Here is a 19,662-nt window from a genome sequence, read left to right as displayed (position 1 = left end):
CTCCCAACGGCCGCGTTTGTATGTGGCTCTAGCTATGCAGCTTGGTGTAGCCCTTCTTAGTCTGAGGCTAGTGTGTGAGCCCAGATTCTCTAAGAATGTGCGCTATGAGCAGCATAAAGCCCCGCAGGTTCCAGCGGGCACTGGGAGGCCATGCGGGGTGTGCTTGGTGCCGCTACAACCCAAGAAATTAGGGAAAGTAACAGCGAGGGTTTTTTTAAGACTCGTCTTCTTTTTGAGCTTGATCCTCATGCTCGCTCACGGTTGCCTTTGGCTCTTCAATGGAGCCTTCGGCAGGGGCGGGAGTATCAAACTGCTCTGGGGCAGGGCCGAGTGCGCGGTGGGTGTTTTCAATAACGCGCTTGGCAATCTTGCGGTTTGCCACGGTGCCGATCACCACACCGATGCCCAGGGGCATGATCTTGCCCATCCAGGAATACTTCAAGCGCTTGGATACCTGCTTGAGTGCCATCTTGGTCATGCGGCTATTGACCTGGGTGACGTTGCGGGCAGACATGCGAGAAAGGGCAGCAACGGAGCTGGAGGCGCCGATGGAGGCGTCGACAAGCGCGGAGCCCTCGGAGCCCAAGATGGCGATGAGGATAAGCGACTTCCTGCGCTCGGGATCGCGCACATCGCCGCCGCGCAAGTAGCCGGAAGCCATGGTGTAGAAGGCTGCTGCGTCGAGGAATGCCAGGGATTCTGCGGCGATGGCGGCAGCGCCGGTAACAAAACCGATGCCAGGTACTGCTGCGGCACCACCTGCACCTGCGCCGGTGCCAGTGACCAGCATTTTGAAGTGCTTATCCATCTTCTGCTGGATTTGTTCAGGGGTTGCGTCCTGGTTTTTAGAGCGCAGCCATTCCACATAATTGACGATGGCCGAGGACTGCATCTTTGCCGCGCGATCAAGGGTGCGCAGCAAGGCCTTGCCGGTAGCGCCAGAGTTATCAGCCAGGGTGTCTAGATCGGCGTTGTCTAGATCGGCGTTGTTGAGGTCGGTGGAGTTTTCTTTGTCTTTATTAAATAAGAAGCGATCGCCAACTTTAGAGGCGGCCTTTTTAAAAATTCCCATGGTGTTTCCTTTTAACTACTGTGCGCTCTAGTTGCGCGTTTTTGTTGGTGTTTTAGGTGCAAGACCAGCGTTGATGCACACTCGCGCGTGTCTCGTATCATGCGCTGGGTGTACTGCTGAGTAGCAGCGGTCTCGCACGAGATATAAATGTATATTAATCAATCCAGTTGTTAGCAACCCCGAAGCGCGTTGGGGTGAAACTGTAGTCAAACTGTTATCAGCCGGACGGCGAAACCCCCGCGCCGCACCGCTCAAACCCCGCACCGAAACACCCCAAACCCCTCACCGCCCCCAGCGAACAAAAAGCGGCCGCACCGAGTCTGTTTCCGGTGCGGCCTGCAATCTCTTCGGCCTTTATGGCCTAGCCCTGGTTATTGCTGCGCGTAGGCCTCGGCTGCATCAACAGCTTCGGCAGATGGCTCCACGCCGGTGTAGAGCTTGAATTGTTCGGCTGCTTGCAAGGCCACTACTTCGCCGCCGTGGATGATGGGTTTGCCGGCTTGCTCGGCGGCAATAATCAGTGGGGTGCGAACCGGGTAGGCCACTACATCGAAGATGATGCGTGCGCGCTCGATGGCTTGATCGCTAAAGGCCTGCACGTTTTCGTGTTCTCCGCTCATACCAAGTGGTGTCACGTTTACTAGCAGTTCTGCGTCTTCGGGCACTTCAAAGGCGTGCTGCCAGCCGTATTGTTGGGCTAGCGCTTGGCCGGTGGCTTCGTTGCGGGCAACTACTACGCCTTGCATGCCGTGATCTGCAAGAGCGGCCACCACGGCATTGGCCATGCCACCAGAGCCTTGTACGGCTACACGTAGCCCGGGATCTACTTCGTGGGTGCGCAGCAATGAGGCCACGGCAATGTAGTCGGTGTTATAGCCGGTGAGCAGCCCGTCTTCATTGACGATGGTATTGACTGCCTGGATGCGTTCTGCGGAAGGATCGAGCGCATCAATCAGCGGAATCACGTCTTGTTTATAGGGCATCGACACGGCAGCGCCGCGAATATCTAGGCCTCGCACGCCTGCGATGGCTGCGGTGATATCGACTGGGGCTACGGCCTTATAGAGGTAGTTGAGCTGGTAGTGGTCAAACAGCCAGTTATGAAAGCGCACTCCGTGGTTTGAGGGGCGCGCGGCAAGTGAGATGCACAGGACTGTTTCGCGGTCGACGATGTTCACCATGTGCCCTACTGTAGAACACATGGGTGCGTCGACAAGCAATGAAGCACACCCCGATCTCGTTATCTCTACTACCTCGGGGCTCGTAGGGGGCATTCGGCTTGTCGACGAAACATCTGGGGTTCAAGTACAAACGTGGCGGGGCATTCCTTATGGTGGCGATACCAGCGGCAGTCGACGTTTCCGCGCCCCACACCCCGTAGAACCGTGGACCGGTGTGCGCGAGTGCAGCGAATATGGCCCCGTGGCCGCTCAACCCTCTTTGGGACCCAGCGATAAGGTGCGCGGCAGCGAAGACTGCCTCAACCTCGACATCGTGCGCCCCGATAGCGATGCCACCTTGCCGGTGGTGGTCTATTTCCACGGCGGCTCGTTTATTTTCGGCTCCTCCCACGAGCAGATCCTGCGCGGCCACGCCCTGGCAGAGGCCATGGACGTGGTGTACGTATCGATCAATTTCCGCCTCGGGGTGCTGGGATATTTAGACATGCGCTCAGTTGGCCAAGACTGCGAGGCCAACCCAGCGGTGCTGGATCAACTCCTGGCACTGAAATGGGTACAGCGCAATATCGCAGCCTTTGGCGGGGACCCAAACAACGTCACCATCATGGGCGAATCCGCCGGCGGTGCCGCCGTGCTCACGCTCATGTGTGTTCCTGCAGCCGCCGGATTATTTAGCAAAGCGATCGCCCAATCCCCACCGCTTGCCGCCATCCACTCCCCAGTGCAGGCACAATTCTGGGCCTCGGAATTACAACGAAGGCTCGGGTTTGAACACCCCGATCTTGAGCAGCTAAGAAACGTAGATGCAGCCGATTTGGTGCGCGCCGGGCAAAAGATGTTGTGGCGTACCGGCGAGCTGATTCAGATGAATACCTGCTTTGGCCCAACGGTGGATAAGCGGGTGATCTTTGAGCATCCCTTGGAAGTATTTGCCCAAGGCCTACAACATAAGGTGCCGCTGCTGATTGGCACCAATGGCGACGAGACGTCTTTTACCAAGGCCTTCTATCTACGCTCTACAGCGCGCACCAGGGCAGCGCGGCGCATGTTGGAATCTTTTGATCCAGCAGGCACCGACCTTGTGCTGCACATGTACCAAAATGCACAACGTCGCAGTGATTTTGCCGATCTGCTTTCCGACGCCATCTTCTGGGCGCCCGCAGTACACGCCGCAGGAGCGCATGCTCAAGGGGCTCAAACGTGGATGTATCGCTTTGATTTCACCCCACCAACCATGCGCTGGTTAGGTCTTGGAGCCTGGCACTCCATGGAGCTGACGCCGCTGTTTGGAGACCTCAAAGCAGCCAAAACCTCCAAGCTGCACATTGGTGGGCGTGCTGATCTGGAGCTTTTAAGCCAAAGCATGCAGCGGTTGTGGTCGCGCTTTATCCACTACGGCAACCCCGGACGCGAGTGGCCGCGCTATCGCAGCCCAGATGATCTGCACCCTGGGCGAGCCACCTTGATTTTTGATCGCGAACTTCACGTCAGCTACGACCCGCGCGCGGCGTTTCGTCGGGTGTGGGAACGCTACGACATGACGCAGTGGGGCATTGGTAGACCAGAGATCATGCAGGCCCTTGGCCTTGAGCCAGTAGAACCACTTGAGCCACTTGCCATTACGGCTACCTCTCAGCACCCGGACTCCACGGCTGATACCGCGCAGCACGACCTTGGCTTCCATGACAGCCCTGCAGCAGAGCAAGACGCGCAGGTAGAAAAGCCACAGGGGAGAGCCTTTGCCACTAGGCAGCGCTTGGCCAAAGCGCGTCACAGCCAAGCACCTCACCAGCACGGCGAAGCGCCAAGCGGCAACAACCAAGCGCCGAGCCAGCATGACGCGCTCGAAGCCGAGGCCGAGGCGAAGATCGCTGAGTTGAGAAAAGCCGAGGCGGCAGCAAAGAAGGCGGAGCGCAAAGCCGCAAAAGCCGAGCGTAAGGCTGCGAAAGCGCAGCGCAAGGCCGAGAAGGCAAAGCGTAAGGCTAAAAAGGCCCAGCGCGAAGCGCAGAAACAACAGCGCAAGGTGCTAGCGCACCATGGAAGTGCGATACCTTTGAGGGTAAAAGCACAGCCCCAGGTGTTGCCGGCGAAAAAGAAGCACCGCAAGAAGAAAGACCGAAAGCAATGAGTACCTCTACTGCCAGTGATGAGCACCTTGAGCGAGCCATTGGTCGGCTGCTTGCACAGCATGAACGCTTTAGCCCGAGCATTAATCCTGATGCGAGCGATCCCGCCGGGGTAGTAGCGATGGATTGTGCGCAGTTAGGGCAACAAGCGTGCGTTGATGCAGCGATTGCTCAGTGCCGTTCAATCTTTAGCCTGGATAAGCCAAAGCACACCGCCCAACTTTGGCTTTATACATTGCTCGGAGATCTCGCAGCCCCTTCGGTGCATTTGATGGTGGAAGAAGACGTGGTGCCGGATTTGGATCTTCGCAGCGGGGAGCTGTTTCGCAGAGACGGCGATTTCTGGTTCGGCTTCCGCCCTTTGCGCCAGGCCGGCAGCGTGGAGGCCTCGGCTAGAGGTCTTGGTCTTAGCCTTGCAGGATTAGTGGCTGGGTTATGTTCGCATCTAGATCTACGGCCTGCGCCGTTATGGTCAGTTATTGCAGATGGGTTGATCCAACCGGCGGTTGGTGCTGGCAATCAGGCCTTTGAAACTGCCCGAGCCTTCGAGGTGGCCCAGCAGTTGCGCGAAGGTTTATTGCAGGGAGCCAATGAGGGCGCTGCCGTAATGAGCAATGGTGAAGCTGCATCCGCAGCGGGCGCAGGTGATGGCGATGCTGCGCGCCAGCAAGTGACCTTGCCGCCGCTTCGGGTGGATGCTGTAGAAGATGGCCAGATTATCCAAGCTGACCTGCAGGAATTACTTGCATCGGGTGAGGAGCCGGAGTATTTGCTTGCCCACCGCAGTTCTTGTTGCATGATTTACCATTCGCCTAATGCTGGGGTGTGTACCTCGTGCCCGCATCAAGACCGTGAGCAGCGCATTGCTGGGCAGTTAGCGGCCCTTCAGCCCTGGTAAAAGCGGCTTTGAGTGCAGGCTGTCATTTTCTAAAGCATTCCGGGGAGCAAAAGGCTAGGCTTAGGCCAAGGTGATGGTTTTAGTAGCTAAACCAGGCCTTTGATCTGACTTCTCCGTGGAAGGGCAAAACATGAGTTTCTTTGAAGAGATCGCTGCTGCGCTGGATGCGGAGGGGATTGAATCCCGCGTGAATGACGAGGTGATGTTTGTTCCTATCACCTCTGATGTGGAAATTCAGTTTGTAGAAATTGACCCGCTCATGCCTGCGGCAAATGTCTACATTGCCGCCTCCACCGGCCCTGAAGAGGATGTTGATTTTGAGGCTGCGTTGGTCTCGGTGGTGTTTTCCTTAGAAGATGCCGTGCGCACCGTTGCTGAGCATGTTGCTACTGATCAAGTGGTGACGATTCTTCGTGATTTGCTCGAATCTACTGATGAGCGCATCGCCGATCTGACCTTCCTGCAAGATCCGATGGATCCGAGTGTGGTGATCGCTGAGGTTGCAGATAACTCTCAGTTGATTGTGGAGGTCAGCGTTGAAGACGCCGAGGTGGTAGCCCACGTCAGCTTTGTCACCTTAGGTGCAGAGTTCGAGGAGATGGTTGGCGAAGCAGTAGATAACCTGTGGGATCTGGAAGATCCTGAAGATATCACCGATGAGGAGCGTGAACGCATCTTCTACGAGGCTGCCGCGGAAATCGGCGCCATGACAGAAGAGGTGCTCGAGCTTGGTAGCTTTAGCGATCCTGATCGACTCTTCGATGTGCTTTCCCTTGCTGCCGATCACGCCGAGGATTGGGAATCGCAGCTCATGCCTTTAGATGACTTCGACGATGAGCCCGAGGTCTATGACATTTTTGGCGAAGACGACGAGGACTTTGAAGAAGATCTCGATGATGAAGAAGACCTCAAGGATGCCGAATAGCGCATCTTAAGCTGCGCATACGCGCCCAACCTAGCCCCTGCTTTTGGCCTTCAAGCCTTCCAAGCGGGGGCTTTGTTTTGTGTTCGGTGTATTGGATTCGGTGTATTGCCTTAGGCTGCTTGGGCGAAGGCTGCAAACAACGAGGCGGGGGAGTGCAGGGCTTGTCCTTGGGCATCGGTGATCCACAAAAACGTAGGCGTGTACGCATCGCTGAGGGCATGAACGCAGCCTGCATTGGCCTCGCCGACGATTCCTCGTACCCATGCCTCTGCCAATAACGGGGGTACTTCTTGGCCATTGCTATAAGAAAACCTCAGGGCTAGCACATAGGCCGGGCGGCGGTGCTCGCCATAGCCTCGTATCCTGGCCTGCACATTTGGGCCGACTCTTCTTCGGGTGATGGCAACTTTTAATCCATGAGAGGCGGAAGGCGGATCAAGGGTGATGCTCGGTGGCCGCCATGAGGCTTGGGGGCGTGCGAGAGAGCGCGGGTGGCGGATGGTGCTTCGGATTTTGGCCAGGGTATCGCTGTGTTCTTGTTCGATCACTGCGCATGCGGTGGCAAGGTCGGTGTTCAGTGCGTTGCTGTGGTGTTGTTTCGTGCTGTACATGGTTGGTGAATATAGTGAGCAACCTCCGATTCGCCGCCAGCAAAAATAGAACAGACGTTCTAATAGTGGAGGTATTGATCACCACCTCAACCTCATTGGTGTAGGTATGGGTATCCTGAGTCGAGTGATACGCCAAGCCAACACCACCCGCACCAAGATCCCCCACGAAATCTGGATTTTGGTGATGGCCGCATTCATCATCGCCATCGGCTTTGGCATCATCGCCCCGATCATCCCGCAATTCGCCGCGAGCTTCGGCGTAGGCATGGCGCTTGCAGGCGCGGTGGTCTCGGTATTCGCCGCCACCCGCCTCATTTTTGCCCCGGTGTCAGGTTCGCTTGTCGACGCAATCGGCTCGCGCAAGGTCTACCTCACAGGGCTATTTACCGTCGCCATTGCCACAGGCTTTGTTGCCATAGCGCAGGCCTACTGGCAGATCATCGTCTTAAGAGCCATCGCAGGCTTTGGTTCCACCATGTTCACGGTGTCTGCCATGGGGTTGATTATTAAGCTCTCGCCGCCAGAAATTCGTGGGCGAGCATCATCGGCCTATGCCTCGGGCTTTCTTTTCGGAAATATCCTAGGACCGGTCATCGGCGGTGCCCTGGCCTCACTGGGAATGCGCATCCCCTTCATCATCTACGCCGTGACGGTGATCTTGGCGGCGTGTGTGGTGTGGTGGCGCATGCCTTCGAATATTGGCGCAGTACAAAAAGGCGAGAAGAAATTGCCCACGATGCGCTTTGGGCAGGCCTTCGCAGATTCTGCCTATCGCGGCACCTTAATCTCTGGCTTTGCCAATGGTTGGTCTAATTTCGGAGCCCGCATCGCCGTCGTGCCACTGTTTTGCGCCGCCACCTTTAGCAACGGTGCTGCCATCGCAGGTATTGCGCTTACTGCCTTCGCCGCAGGCAACGCCTTCGCCCTGCAGTTTTCTGGGAAACTTGCCGATTCAATCGGCAGGAAGCCAGTGCTCATGGCAGGCCTTGCCATTAATGGTGCCTTTACCGCCGCTCTGGGTTTTAGCGGAGAAGTATGGGTGCTGTTGCTGCTTTCAGCACTTACTGGCGCAGGCGCGGGCTTTTTAAACCCAGCCCAGCAGGCCGTACTAGCCGATGTGGTGGGCAACGAAAAATCCGGCGGCAAAGTGCTGGCGAATTTCCAGATGTCTCAAGACTTCGGATCCATTCTCTCGCCCATTGCCGTGGGCCTAACGGCCCAGCACTTCGGCTTCCCCGCGGCTTTCATTCTGTGCGGCGTGATCACAGCAATCGCTCTGGTGTACTGGATCTTCGCAAGGGAAACGCTGGAAAGCTAGGGGCTTAGTTGGCCTCGGGGTTGAGATTTACGGTGGGGAAGGCCTGGCTGATCACATCACCAAGCTTCTTATCGGGTTCGCAGTTATAAAACTCAATTAAGTACTGCTCGAAGGCGCGCATGAACTCGCTAAAGGCGTTTGGATCGCCTATACTAATTGCGAAGACCTCCGGTGCGCCAATGACGCGGATGTGGTCGAGCTTGCCGTAGCTTTTTTGATTTGGCACCCACGGTTCGTTCACGGGGTGTTTCTGGATCATTTGGATTAGGTAACAGTCGTACTCTTTGAACTTGCTGTGTTTTCTCAAGCTCAAGAAGTTGTTATATACCCTTTCCGCACCGTTGGAATTCATGGTGTTGTATTTGGCCTTGACCTCGGCAACTGCCGGGCGATTGCGAGGTCCAAACGGGCCTTCGTGAATGACGTCGTAGGCATCCCCGTGAGGGCCTGTAGATTTCCAGCCAGGCAGAGCACCGATGACCTCCTGGTGGAAAGCCCCGAGACGGTTGGTAAGCGACTTATTGAGTGCGCGGGCGGTTTCGCGCTCAACCCAACTGTCGTAACCACCTGAGCTGTAACCTTCAATCAGTGCGCTAAAAGGATCTTTGATTTCTCGATTCTTTAACGGTGGCGCGAGCAGTCGATCCATCTCAGACTTGAGAAAGCCTTTTGGAAAAAACGGAAGGTCTAGATACTCAAATGCCATCGGTGCTCAACTCTCGACTTGGGTGTTGCCTACTTTCGGAAACGCCGCGAAACGTATTCGTCCGAATGTGCAGGTTCGACGAAATCCGAAAAGATCTCTGCTTTAGAGGGATCAATCATGGTTTCTGCGCATTTACCTAGGAAGTATCCCACGTTCACTGGCACCGCGTTGCCAATTTGCTTGTACGATGCGCCAAGTCCACCTTCGAAGTCCCAATGATCGGGGAAGGTTTGAATCCTCGCGTACTCGCGCACATTTAGTGGGCGAGTTTCCTCGGGATGGCATCGCTCGGTCTGTTTTTGAGCTGGTGCACAAGTAAGCGTCAGCGAAGGCTCATCCCATGAAAGCCTGCGAGCCATGCCGGTCTTTCCTCCGCTTAGATGGAAGGAACCGCCTAAATATTTCTTCTGTTCTTCCACGGGGAGGTCACGCCAATAGCCACCTGCTGGCACTTGGGCAAGGACACGTCGTTTCGACTCGGGATAAGTTGCTCCAGGGCTGCTGGGTTTATCGCCAATCGCATCCCAAAGGCTGACGATGTATTCGCGCTCCTTGGGAAAGAACAGCTCGGTGCCAACGTCTTCACGCACACCCATGATGATTAAGCGCTCGCGCTTTTGAGGAACATCGTGATATTGAGAACGGATAATCCTGTAGCCGAACGTGTAACCGACACCTTGCTCATCTTCGATCTGGGCGAGGCTTCGCATCATTGTTTCGAGGGTGCGTCCGCGGTCGTGGCGGAGAAGCCCTTTCACATTTTCGCCGATGAATACTTTTGGCATGGTTTCGCTTACTGCACGGGCGAATTGGAAAAACAATGTGCCGCGAGTGTCTTCGAAGCCGCGCGAGTGGCCAGCGTAGCTGAAGGCCTGGCAGGGAAATCCACCTTCCACGAGATCTACCTGACCACGGAACTCTGAAAAATCGAGTTCGGCTACGTCGCCTTCGGCAACGTTCCATTCGGGACGATTTTTCCGCAACGTTGCTGCGGCGTGGCGGTCGAGCTCGGAAAGAAGGAGGTGATCAAAGCCAGCATTGCTCAGGCCTAACGCTGTTCCGCCAGCGCCAGCGAAAAGGTCAATGGAGTTGAGACCGTTCGGCTGAGCGTCTTTGTGAATCGAATAGTGACGTTCGCCGTGGCCTTGAGATCGTGATTGTTGCTTTGCGATCACCCGGTTGATCTCTGCAACATTAAATAGGCGGTGTCCTTGGGGGGATCGCTTCGCTCGGATAATGCCACTTTTGTCCCAGCGGCGCAGTGTGTCGATTGAGACATCCAGGATCTTTGCTGCCTCCGAAATGGGGAGCAGTTGGTCTGAAGTAGTCACGAAGCCATCCTATCGAGTAACCAATGCATAGGTGTGGGTTACCACTTTGTGAGATAAATGCTGAGCAGTCTAACCCGCAACCATGCAATCGAACAAATGACCTAGTTCGGCTCGTGATGAGTGTGTTCAGTAGCCCCAAAGTGATGGCTTTGGTTGCCAATATTGTTTTTACAGAACTAGCATGAAAGTTGTCAGACGTCCTTCAAATAGCTTCGCTAGGGATGTCTCGAAACTGAGAGGTAAAAACACCGTGGAACCTGCAAAAACGAGCCTGATTGAGCTTAACTTTGGGGATTACCACGCGGAGGTGAATCTTCTCGGAGGGGGACTTAAAGCTCTCACCTATCGTGGCTATCCACTCGTAGAAACGTATGAAGATCCCTCTGATCCTCCTCTCGCAGCAGGATTGATATTGGCACCTTGGCCAAACCGTGTGGAAGATGGCCAATTCTCTTTCGAAGGGCAGTCCTATCAGCTCGAGATTTCCGAACCTGATCGAAACAACGCCATCCATGGGCTCGTTCATAACCTCATCTGGTCGGTAGTCCAGCGTGACACTGATTCGGTTGTGCTGCGTACCGAAATCCCTCAAAGCCCTGGGTGGCCGTGGCAAATCGAGCTGCAGGTCAGGTATTCGCTCAGCGAGGATGGGTTGGAGCTCTACGCAAAGGCGGAAGCGAAAGAGTCAGTTGCTCCCTTCGCCTTTGGATGGCATAGCTACCTGAATTGCTTTGGTGAACCAACCGATGCGCTGCAGCTTGAAATCAATGTGGATGAACAACTGCCTCTTGATAGCAAGCGGAATCTCCCCAGCGGATCCCTCACCCGCAGCCCTATAGTTTCAGATCTTCAAGCAGGAGTCGGGCTTAGCGGGCTGGTATTTGATGATTGCTTCACCGCTCCTGGTGGAGTGAACGCACGTCTGACTGGCGAACATGGCGCGGTGATGATGCGGTGCAGTTCCAACCTAGGGTGGGCTCAAATCTTCACCCCGGATGAATCTCTCGGAGTGACGTACCCGGGTCGGGGAAGGGCAGTGGCAATCGAGCCTATGTCCGCGCCGCCGAACGCTTTACATGATGACGTAGACGTCGAAAAGCTCTTGCCGGGTTCGCCAATCGAATACCGAATTAACATAAGCGCGGCCTGAAACCTCCAGGCCAACAACTGAATATCCCCTCATTAACAGTTGAAAGTAAAGGTGACCAGGTATGGATACCGCACTGCGGCTCGACGCCAGTTGGGTCGACTATCTATTGGTCGCGTTGTACTTCGTGTTTGTGCTCGGCATTGGCTGGGCTGCGAAGGCACGTGTCTCTTCCTCTATCGACTTCTTCCTCTCCGGCCGTGGCCTGCCCGCGTGGGTGACGGGCTTGGCGTTTATTTCCGCCAACTTAGGTGCGGTGGAAATCATCGGCATGTCTGCCAATGGTGTGCAATATGGCTTCCAAACCATGCACTACTTCTGGATCGGCGCGGTGCCGGCGATGGTGTTCTTGGGCATTGTGATGATGCCCTTCTACTACGGCTCCAAGGTTCGTTCGGTGCCGGAATTCATGCTGCGGCGCTTCGGCCCGGGTGCGCACCTGGTTAACGCCATCTCTTTCGCCCTGGCGCAGTTGCTCATCGCTGGCGTGAACCTCTTCCTGCTGGCAAAGATCGTCAACGCTTTGCTGGGCTGGCCGCTGTGGGTCACCTTGATCGTGGCCGCTGTGATCGTGCTTTCGTACATCACCTTGGGTGGTCTTTCGGCCGCCATCTATAACGAGGTGCTGCAGTTCTTCGTCATCATCGCAGCGCTGCTGCCGCTGACCCTGATCGGCTTGAACCGCGTTGGTGGCTGGTCTGGTTTGAAGGAGCAAGTGGCTGATTCCTCGCACTTCCACACCTGGCCGGGCATGCAGATCTCCGGTTTTGATTCCCCGGTGCTCTCTGTAATCGGCATTACCTTCGGTCTTGGCTTCGTGCTCTCCTTTGGTTATTGGACCACCAACTTCGTTGAGGTTCAGCGCGCCATGGCCTCCGAGTCGCTGTCTGCGGCTCGTAAGACGCCGATCATCGGTGCCTTCCCCAAGATGTTCATTCCCTTCCTGGTGGTCCTGCCCGGCATGATCGCCTCGGTGCTCGTGGCTGAGCTCATTGGTCCTAACCCCGAGGCCGCGCCGAATGATGCGGTGCTGCTGTTGATGCGCGACTTGCTGCCTAATGGTCTGCTCGGTGTGGCAATTGCTGGTTTGCTGGCCTCCTTCATGGCCGGTATGGCTGCCAATATCTCCGCCTTTAACACGGTGATGAGCTACGACATTTGGCAAACCTATGTGGTCAAGGATCGTGAAGACGAGTACTACCTGCGCTTCGGCCGCCTAGCCACCGTGTGTGCCACCGTGATTGCCGTGTTCACTGCGCTTTTGGCCAAGAACTTCGGCAACGTGATGGATTACCTGCAAACGCTCTTCGGCTTCTTTAACGCCCCGCTGTTTGCCACCTTCATTCTGGGTATGTTCTGGAAGCGCATGACACCCACCGCCGGTTGGGTGGGCTTGGTATCCGGTACTCTCGCCGCCATCGGCTTCTGGGTGCTCTCACTTGGTCAAGACCCGGTGGTGAACCTTCCTGGCCAAGGTACTGCCTTCGTTGCAGCCTCCATCGCTTTTGCCACCGACATCATCATCTCCATCGTGGTGTCCATGGCCACGAAGCCCAAGCCCGATAGTGAGCTTGTCGGCTTTGTCCGCTCGGTTACTCCCAAGGAATCGCTTGTCGACGCAAACGAGGCCGCCCTTCCTTGGTACCGCCGTACCGTTCCCCTTGGCGTGCTGTGCATGGTGCTCGTCATCGCCTTGAACATCATCTTCGCCTAAAAGGAGTGCAATCATGGCAAAGAACAAAAAGCATGCTGCGGGTGCTTTCGATATCCGCAACTTCATCGGTCTGCTCATCGGCCTCTACGGCATCGTCTTGGTGATCTGTAGTTTCGTGCTCGACCCGGGCACTAACCCCGACACCGGGGCGCTTAAAAACAGCGCCGATAACCTCTATGCCGGCCTAGCGATGCTGCTGGTGGGCGTGGCATTCATGCTCTGGGCAAAGATGAAGCCCATCGTGGTGGATGAGTCCAAGATCGACGAGTCTTCGCTTCCCGGAGGTCACTAATGCACCAGGTCGCGATCACCAAAGCAAAGCTTGCCGACGGCCGCGAGATTATCTACTTCGACGATCGCGAACATGGCGACCGCGTGCTGGAGGATCCTCGCGACCTACCCCAAGCAAACACATCCTCCGAAATCCGCCGCGACCCCCTCACCGGCACGTGGGTGGCCTACGCCTCGCATCGAATGAACAGAACATTCATGCCACCGGCCAATGAAAACCCCCTGGCACCAAGCAAACCAGGGGAGCTGCCCACCGAAATCCCATCGCCTTCCTACGACGTGGTGGTGTTTGAAAACCGCTTCCCCTCCTTTACCCAACACATGGATACCGAAGGCTGGGAGCACTACGTCGACGGAGATGAGCTTTTCCCACGAGAACCCGCCTTGGCGCGCTGTGAGGTGGTGTGCTTTAGCGAAGACGTGCAGGGATCCTTCAAGGACCTCAGCACCGAACGCATCCGCACCGTGATCGAAGCCTGGGCGCACCGAACCGCTGAACTATCCCAAATCCCTGGGGTGGCACAGGTTTTCCCCTTTGAAAACCGAGGCGAAGAAATCGGCGTGACCCTGCAGCACCCGCATGGTCAGATCTACTCCTACCCATTTTTAAGCCCCCGGCTCAAGCAGGTAGTAGAACAAGCCAAAGCACACGCACTGAACCAGGGCGATAACCTCTTCGATGCAATCCTGCAAGCCGAAATTAATGCCGGCAGCCGCGTGATCGAAGATGCTGAGCACTTCCTTACCTTTGTGCCAGCAGCAGCCAAATGGCCGGTAGAGGTAATGGTGATGCCCAAACGGCATGTGCCAGACTTTAGCCAGCTCAACCCAGAAGAACGCGATGAGCTCGCAGGCTTGCTCAAGCGGCTGTATAGCGCCTTTGATCAATTCTTTGAAGGTGTGGACAAAACCCCCTACATCGCCGGTTGGACCCAAGCCCCGGTGGATACCGAGCTACGCACCTATGGGCGATTGCACTTACAGATGTTCTCACTCATGCGCAGCCCGCACCGCATGAAGTACCTCGCCGGTTCAGAATCAGCCCAAGGTGTGTGGATCAACGACACCACCCCTGAGGCTATAGCCAAGAAGTTCAAGGAGGTGTGGTAACCATGCCACGCTGGATGGAAACCCGCGACGACGCCACCCTAGCCAACGCCGCAAGCACACTGTTTCGCTCCTACTTCTCCGAAGACCCAGAAGGGGTGTGGGCAGCACCAGGGCGTGTGAATGTGATTGGCGATCACGTTGATTATGCCGGCGGAATCTCCATTCCCTTTGCGCTGAAAGCCAATACCGCCATCGCCCTTCGACGCTCCGGCCAACCCACCTACCGCGTGGTCTCCCTCGCGCCGGGCCAGCATGAGGCCTCGCGTGTAGAGATCCCCATCAACGAGGTAGGCCCTGGCAGCCCCGATAATTGGGCAGGCTATGTGGTGGGAGCCATTTGGGCAGCGATTGAGGCTGGGGTGATTCCTTGCGCCGAAGGCCTCGACATGGCCATCGTGTCTGATGTGCCCGTGGGCTCTGGGCTTTCAAGCTCAGCAGCCCTGGAATGCTCTGCTGCCTTGGGCTCACTGGAATTAGCCACTGGCCGTAGCGCGAGCGAAGCAGAGCGCACCGCCTTAGTAGATGCCTGCATCCGAGCTGAAAATGAGGTGGTGGGTGCCTCGACCGGTGGTTTGGATCAGCGTGCATCGCTGTTTGGCCAAGAAGGCAAAGCACTGGTGATTGACTTCCAAGAAGGCTCAACCACCTTGGTGCCCTTCGATCTTTCAGGCCATGGGCTTGCGCTGTTGATTGCCGATACGAACGCGCCGCACGCGCTTAACGACGGCCAATACGCCTCCAGGCGTGGCGTGATCGACGACGTGACCGCCGCGATGGGTGCGCAGACCTTGCGCGAGGTAGATAACGCCGTGGTTCGCGCTGCCTCATGGGCAAATGCCGAAGGCCGCGATGCTGAGGTGACCTGCAAGCGTGTAAAGCATGTGGTGGAAGAAACGGATCGCACCGCTGAGGCTGCCAAGGCTCTAGAGCGCGATGACTTGAACACCTTTGCAAAGCTCATGCGTGATTCCCATGAATCACTGCGCGATCAATACGAGGTAGTAACTCCCGAGCTGGAATCGGTATTCCAGACGGTAGGCAGCCGTGGTTCGCGCATGACCGGCGGTGGTTTTGGCGGCAGCGTGATCACCATCGTTGCCGAAGACGAGGTAGCGGCCTTGGCTGAACGCATTGCGCAGGCAGCCGAAGCTCAGGGCTTTCCAGAGCCTTCCTTTATGGTGGCAACACCTGGAGCAGGAGCCCGAAGGTTGGTCTAGTGCGCACGATTAATCGGCTTGCTGCCTGCAAGTAGGACCGGCGGGTGTGAAGGCCAAGCCGATCAACGCTATCAGCGTGATCTCAGTGATCGCGCCGGTAGCGTTTCGTGCTTTTTGCCCCGCCTTTGAGCATAGATAGTGTGCTTAGACACATGCTTGGGAAAGGGAGGGTTGCGTCTCCTTTTCGGCAATATATCGGCCAATAGCGTAGCGTGGACTAGCAATGAGCATTACCGATAACGCCACCGGCGGCGAGAACGTGCCGGAAGAGAATTTTGTGTCGGAATCTCAGGATCAATCGCAAGGAAACGCCATCCAAGATGTTGATGGCGACAAGGGCGCGAATACTTCTGAGAACAACGACTCCGCTGCAGCGGACAATGAGAAAGCCGCTGGAGCGGAACGTGAACAAGAGGGTAAGAAGGAAGCCGGGTTTGAAAACCTGGGCTTGCCAAAGGCCGTATTAAAGGCCGTGCAAAAGGTTGGCTTTGAGGTTCCCTCAGCCATCCAGGCACAGACCATCCCGTTGCTGATGGAAGGCAACGATGTGATGGGTCTTGCGCAAACCGGTACAGGTAAAACTGCCGCGTTTGCCCTGCCGATTCTTTCGCGCATCGACGCGAAAAAGCGCCACCCCCAGGCGCTGGTGCTGGCACCAACCCGTGAATTGGCACTCCAGGTTGCCGATTCCTTCCAAAGCTTTGCCGATCACCTCGGCGATATCCACGTCCTGCCCATTTATGGTGGCCAGGCCTATGGCATTCAGCTTTCTGGGCTTCGCCGCGGTGCGCAGATCATCGTGGGTACTCCTGGTCGTGTCATCGACCACCTGGAAAAGGGCTCGCTGGATATCTCCGAGCTGAAGTACCTCGTCTTGGACGAGGCAGACGAGATGCTCAACATGGGCTTCCAGGAAGACGTGGAGCGCATCCTCGCCGATACTCCTGAAGACAAGCAGGTGGCGCTGTTTTCTGCCACCATGCCCAACGGTATTCGCCGTTTGAGCAAGCAGTACATGCATGACCCGCGTGAAATCCAGGTCAAGAGCGAAACTCGCACCAACACCAACATCACGCAGCGTTACCTTTCGGTTGCGCACCGCAACAAGCTCGATGCTTTGACCCGCATCCTCGAAGTAACCGAGTTTGAAGCCATGATCATGTTCGTGCGCACCAAGCACGAAACCGAGGAGCTTGCAGAAAAGCTCCGTGCCCGCGGCTTCTCTGCTGCCGCCATCAATGGCGACATTGCGCAGGCCCAGCGTGAGCGCACCGTGGATCAGCTCAAAGATGGCCGCCTGGACATCCTGGTAGCCACCGACGTTGCTGCTCGTGGTTTGGACGTTGAACGCATCACCCATGTGTTTAACTACGACATCCCCAACGACACCGAAAGCTATGTGCACCGCATCGGCCGTACCGGTCGTGCTGGTCGCTCCGGTGAGGCGATCCTGTTTGTTACCCCGCGCGAACGTCGCATGCTGCGCTCCATTGAGCGCGCCACCAACGCGCCGCTGACCGAGATGGATCTGCCGACCGTTGATGAGGTCAACGATTCGCGTAAGTCGAAGTTCGCAGATTCCATCACCGAGTCGCTCGAAGATGCCCAGGTTGCAGTATTCCGCGGCCTGATCAAGCAATACGCCGAAGAACACGACGTTCCTTTGGAAGATATTGCTGCCGCACTGGCCACCCAGGCACGCGCAGGCGATGAGTTTTTGATGAAGGAAGCTCCGCCGGAGCGTCGTCGTGATCGCCGCGAGCGCGACTTCGATCGTGGGGATCGCCGTGAGCGCCGTGGCCGCGACTTTGATCGTGGAGATCGCCGCGACCGTGGAGATCGCGGTAGCCGATTTGAGCGCAGCCAAGACATGCAGCTCTATCGCCTTGCCGTGGGCAAGCGCCAGCATGTGCGGCCCGGTTCCATCGTTGGCGCCTTGGCCAACGAGGGCGGCTTGAGCAATAAAGACTTCGGCCGCATCAGCATCTTTGCCGATCACACCTTGGTGGAGCTGCCAAAGGATATGTCCCGCGATGTGCTGGATAACCTGCGCGATACCCGCATCTCTGGCCAGTTGATCAATATCGAACGCGATAATGGTCGCCCTCCGCGTGAGCACCGCGGTGGCTTTAGAGGCGATCGTGATGATCGCCGTGGTGGTGGACGCGGTGGCTACCGCGGAAACCGTGGAGACCGCGATGATCGCCGTGGCGGTCGCGGCCGCTGGCGCGACTAAGCCCCTGATCATAGGCCCCCAACTCAGCTTGCACGAGCCGGGTTGGGGGTTATGCATTTCCCACTGCGCGTTCTAGCATCAAAGAAAGATTGTTGAACATGCTCAAATCGAAGGAGTCACCGTGCGCCGTGCCACTCTCGGAATGGCTGCTCTAACCGTATTCACGGTGATGTTTTCTATTTTCACCATCTGGTTAGTCACCCACGATCCCTTAGAAGACGCCCTTCGCACAAAGGCCAAGGGGCAGGAATTCCCCCAAGTAGTCTCACTGAGCGCAGCAGAAGCCTATGGCGACGAGTGGACCAAGGTGGCCGTGATCTGCCCCTATGAGCCGCGATCGCTGGCAGAATCTGCCATTGGCATCGATAGCCTCGATACCCCTGAATACGGCCCAGAAGAAGGCGAGAATATTGCCTTGATGCTTGACGACGACGGCCGATATGAATCTAAAACCTACAAACGCAGCGATGTTGATTGGTGCCGGGGCTATCACATGGCGCACCTCAACGGCGTGAGCCACTTGGAGTTTCGACGCGAGAACAAAAAAGCCCCGTGGGTGCTCGTGGGATCTTCTTAAAAAACATAAAAAAATACCGGCCAAGCAGGGGTGCTGGCCGGTATTTTTGCTGTGGGTGCTTAGAGCATCATCAAGATGAAGACAACCACCCAGAGAGCGCTGAAGATGCCACCGAACATGGCGCTTTGGCTTTTCGCCTTTTCCCAGTTGTTCACGCTATAGGTCTTTTCTGCCTGCTCATCAAGAGAAAGCGCGCCCAAGGCGCCAGCCATATTGGTTTGGCGCGGCAGGATCAGGAAGAACAGCACAGCCCAAGCGATCAAGGAAAGCAAGATCGAGGCGTGGAAACGACCCTCGGACCAGTAATCGCCGGTGAACATCAGGGCAATACCAATCATGGGCACAAACAGCGAGAGGATGCCATAGACGCTGGTGATGCGATGCAGGGTCTTCACCGAACCCTTAGCGTGCTCATCGCCGCGAGAAGCAGCAAGGGCACGAGGGCCAAACATGGACACAGCCACAGTCACAGGACCGAGGAAGAGCACGGCGGCGAGCACGTGCAAAATGACGAGGAGAGAGCTCAAAGCACTACAACCTTTCTAAAAAGTTTGCGTTTTTGACATAAAGATGTCAGCTTATGCACCCTAACGCAGAAGGCACTGTCTTCGCATCACCGCCACATCTGCCCGAGGCAGTGCGAGCCCGTAGCGCGCAGCAACCGCGGCCAGTCGATTGACGTACCAGCACCGAGCACGACGCTTTGGCGGCAACCACGAAGCCGGTAGTGCATCCGATTTTTCTTGATTCGCGTGCCTACTTGCGATGACGAGATTCAGTGGATCATTGGCAAAGTTCTCGCGCTGCTGCTGTGACCAGGTGGCAGCACCAAGATCCCAGGCAGCGGCCAAAGGAAACACGTGGTCGAGTTCGATCGCTTCTACACCTTCAAACCCCACACCAATGCGCCTGCCGGAATAGGGATCCTCGCCCCATCCGCTGCGAAGCGCACACGATGGGTCTTGGTGGACGTCGAAAAGCTGCTCGGCCAAGAGGCGCTGGCGAGTGTCACATGAGGCCTTCGGCGCCCTGGCCCAACCGTGGCCGAATTGCTCACGCTGATAGCCCTGCACCTTCGTGCGCATCGCTACCTGGGGGATCTGATTAATAGCAGGATCGAGGCGCTCGAGGGGAGGAAGGCTTAACCCGGCGAGCAGCACAGTAGGGACAAGGAGCAACAAAAAGGCGCGTCTCACATCAAT

At 56.5% G+C, this 19,662-nt stretch carries 17 protein-coding genes and 1 pseudogene; 11 read left to right on the top strand and 7 right to left on the bottom strand.

The window, feature by feature from the left end; all coding sequences use genetic code 11:
- Positions 1-214: 214 nt before the first annotated feature.
- Positions 215-1,072, bottom strand: coding sequence for a hypothetical protein (locus CPPEL_RS07000; RefSeq protein WP_123960448.1), 858 nt, complete (start codon positions 1,070-1,072; stop codon positions 215-217).
- Positions 1,073-1,443: 371 nt separating this feature from the next.
- On the bottom strand, positions 1,444-2,253 hold the full coding sequence (locus tag CPPEL_RS06995; protein WP_123960447.1) for a shikimate 5-dehydrogenase: 810 nt from the start codon (positions 2,251-2,253) through the stop codon (positions 1,444-1,446).
- Here CPPEL_RS06995 and CPPEL_RS06990 point away from each other — a divergent pair.
- The 3 genes and pseudogenes from CPPEL_RS06990 to CPPEL_RS06980 form a co-directional block, all read left to right on the top strand.
- Positions 2,252-3,844: pseudogene (locus CPPEL_RS06990) on the top strand (carboxylesterase/lipase family protein); the annotation flags it as partial. The gene CPPEL_RS06995 and the pseudogene CPPEL_RS06990 overlap by 2 nt on opposite strands.
- Positions 3,845-4,377: 533 nt before the next feature.
- Complete coding sequence (locus CPPEL_RS06985; protein WP_123960445.1) at positions 4,378-5,277, top strand: (2Fe-2S)-binding protein; 900 nt, start codon at positions 4,378-4,380, stop codon at positions 5,275-5,277.
- 130 nt (positions 5,278-5,407) lie between these two features.
- Positions 5,408-6,202 (top strand): hypothetical protein, encoded by a 795-nt coding sequence (locus tag CPPEL_RS06980; RefSeq protein ID WP_123960444.1) that lies wholly within the window; start codon positions 5,408-5,410, stop codon positions 6,200-6,202.
- 110 nt (positions 6,203-6,312) lie between these two features.
- Here CPPEL_RS06980 and CPPEL_RS06975 read toward each other — a convergent pair whose 3' ends face one another.
- Positions 6,313-6,813 carry a hypothetical protein gene (locus tag CPPEL_RS06975; RefSeq protein WP_123960443.1) on the bottom strand — a complete coding sequence of 167 codons (501 nt, stop codon included), beginning with the start codon at positions 6,811-6,813 and terminating at the stop codon, positions 6,313-6,315.
- A gap of 106 nt (positions 6,814-6,919) precedes the next feature.
- Between CPPEL_RS06975 and CPPEL_RS06970 the strand changes: the two genes are divergently transcribed.
- The gene (locus tag CPPEL_RS06970; protein WP_123960442.1) at positions 6,920-8,131 is read left to right on the top strand and encodes an MFS transporter; all 1,212 of its coding nucleotides are present in this window, start codon (positions 6,920-6,922) and stop codon (positions 8,129-8,131) included.
- Between the two features lie 4 nt (positions 8,132-8,135).
- Here CPPEL_RS06970 and CPPEL_RS06965 read toward each other — a convergent pair whose 3' ends face one another.
- Together CPPEL_RS06965 and dcm are read right to left on the bottom strand one after the other, a co-directional pair.
- Complete coding sequence (locus CPPEL_RS06965; RefSeq protein WP_164470391.1) at positions 8,136-8,780, bottom strand: Eco47II family restriction endonuclease; 645 nt, start codon at positions 8,778-8,780, stop codon at positions 8,136-8,138.
- Between the two features lie 86 nt (positions 8,781-8,866).
- Positions 8,867-10,168: a DNA (cytosine-5-)-methyltransferase gene (gene dcm, locus CPPEL_RS06960; protein ID WP_123960440.1), complete on the bottom strand. Its 1,302-nt coding sequence runs from the start codon at positions 10,166-10,168 to the stop codon at positions 8,867-8,869.
- A gap of 250 nt (positions 10,169-10,418) precedes the next feature.
- Here dcm and CPPEL_RS06955 point away from each other — a divergent pair, with 250 nt between their 5' ends.
- From CPPEL_RS06955 to CPPEL_RS06925, 7 genes are all read left to right on the top strand, one after another.
- On the top strand, positions 10,419-11,318 hold the full coding sequence (locus tag CPPEL_RS06955; RefSeq protein ID WP_164470390.1) for an aldose 1-epimerase family protein: 900 nt from the start codon (positions 10,419-10,421) through the stop codon (positions 11,316-11,318).
- A gap of 61 nt (positions 11,319-11,379) precedes the next feature.
- Positions 11,380-13,029 (top strand): sodium:solute symporter family protein, encoded by a 1,650-nt coding sequence (locus CPPEL_RS06950; RefSeq protein ID WP_123960438.1) that lies wholly within the window; start codon positions 11,380-11,382, stop codon positions 13,027-13,029.
- Between the two features lie 13 nt (positions 13,030-13,042).
- Complete coding sequence (locus CPPEL_RS06945; RefSeq protein WP_123960437.1) at positions 13,043-13,321, top strand: hypothetical protein; 279 nt, start codon at positions 13,043-13,045, stop codon at positions 13,319-13,321.
- Positions 13,321-14,430 (top strand): galactose-1-phosphate uridylyltransferase, encoded by a 1,110-nt coding sequence (gene galT / locus CPPEL_RS06940; protein ID WP_123960436.1) that lies wholly within the window; start codon positions 13,321-13,323, stop codon positions 14,428-14,430. Before CPPEL_RS06945 ends, galT begins: the two co-directional genes overlap by 1 nt.
- 2 nt (positions 14,431-14,432) lie before the next feature.
- On the top strand, positions 14,433-15,647 hold the full coding sequence (gene galK / locus CPPEL_RS06935) for a galactokinase (protein WP_123960435.1): 1,215 nt from the start codon (positions 14,433-14,435) through the stop codon (positions 15,645-15,647).
- Between the two features lie 223 nt (positions 15,648-15,870).
- Entirely contained in the window at positions 15,871-17,883 is a 2,013-nt protein-coding gene (locus tag CPPEL_RS06930; RefSeq protein ID WP_123960434.1) for a DEAD/DEAH box helicase, read from the top strand.
- Positions 17,884-18,004: 121 nt separating this feature from the next.
- Positions 18,005-18,460 carry a hypothetical protein gene (locus CPPEL_RS06925; protein WP_123960433.1) on the top strand — a complete coding sequence of 152 codons (456 nt, stop codon included), beginning with the start codon at positions 18,005-18,007 and terminating at the stop codon, positions 18,458-18,460.
- 59 nt (positions 18,461-18,519) lie between these two features.
- Here the strand turns inward: CPPEL_RS06925 and CPPEL_RS06920 are convergent, their stop codons facing one another.
- The gene (locus tag CPPEL_RS06920; protein ID WP_123960432.1) at positions 18,520-18,987 is read right to left on the bottom strand and encodes a DUF2269 domain-containing protein; all 468 of its coding nucleotides are present in this window, start codon (positions 18,985-18,987) and stop codon (positions 18,520-18,522) included.
- A 60-nt stretch (positions 18,988-19,047) separates the two neighbouring features.
- Entirely contained in the window at positions 19,048-19,656 is a 609-nt protein-coding gene (locus CPPEL_RS06915; RefSeq protein ID WP_123960431.1) for an HNH endonuclease family protein, read from the bottom strand.
- Between the last annotated feature and the right edge of the window lie 6 nt (positions 19,657-19,662).

Source organism: Corynebacterium pseudopelargi, assembly GCF_003814005.1.
Lineage (GTDB): Bacteria > Actinomycetota > Actinomycetes > Mycobacteriales > Mycobacteriaceae > Corynebacterium > Corynebacterium pseudopelargi.
This window is presented reverse-complemented; position numbering and strand designations above follow the sequence as displayed.

Bases quoted from the DNA above. Each gene is read 5' to 3' on its own strand.
- CPPEL_RS07000 (WP_123960448.1), bottom strand. From the start codon at position 1,072: ATGGGAATTTTTAAAAAGGCCGCCTCTAAAGTTGGCGATCGCTTCTTA.
- CPPEL_RS06995 (WP_123960447.1), bottom strand. From the start codon at position 2,253: ATGGTGAACATCGTCGACCGCGAAACAGTCCTGTGCATCTCACTTGCC.
- CPPEL_RS06985 (WP_123960445.1), top strand. From the start codon at position 4,378: ATGAGTACCTCTACTGCCAGTGATGAGCACCTTGAGCGAGCCATTGGT.
- CPPEL_RS06980 (WP_123960444.1), top strand. From the start codon at position 5,408: ATGAGTTTCTTTGAAGAGATCGCTGCTGCGCTGGATGCGGAGGGGATT.
- CPPEL_RS06975 (WP_123960443.1), bottom strand. From the start codon at position 6,813: ATGTACAGCACGAAACAACACCACAGCAACGCACTGAACACCGACCTT.
- CPPEL_RS06970 (WP_123960442.1), top strand. From the start codon at position 6,920: ATGGGTATCCTGAGTCGAGTGATACGCCAAGCCAACACCACCCGCACC.
- CPPEL_RS06965 (WP_164470391.1), bottom strand. From the start codon at position 8,780: ATGGATCGACTGCTCGCGCCACCGTTAAAGAATCGAGAAATCAAAGAT.
- CPPEL_RS06950 (WP_123960438.1), top strand. From the start codon at position 11,380: ATGGATACCGCACTGCGGCTCGACGCCAGTTGGGTCGACTATCTATTG.
- CPPEL_RS06945 (WP_123960437.1), top strand. From the start codon at position 13,043: ATGGCAAAGAACAAAAAGCATGCTGCGGGTGCTTTCGATATCCGCAAC.
- galT (WP_123960436.1), top strand. From the start codon at position 13,321: ATGCACCAGGTCGCGATCACCAAAGCAAAGCTTGCCGACGGCCGCGAG.
- galK (WP_123960435.1), top strand. From the start codon at position 14,433: ATGCCACGCTGGATGGAAACCCGCGACGACGCCACCCTAGCCAACGCC.
- CPPEL_RS06930 (WP_123960434.1), top strand. From the start codon at position 15,871: ATGAGCATTACCGATAACGCCACCGGCGGCGAGAACGTGCCGGAAGAG.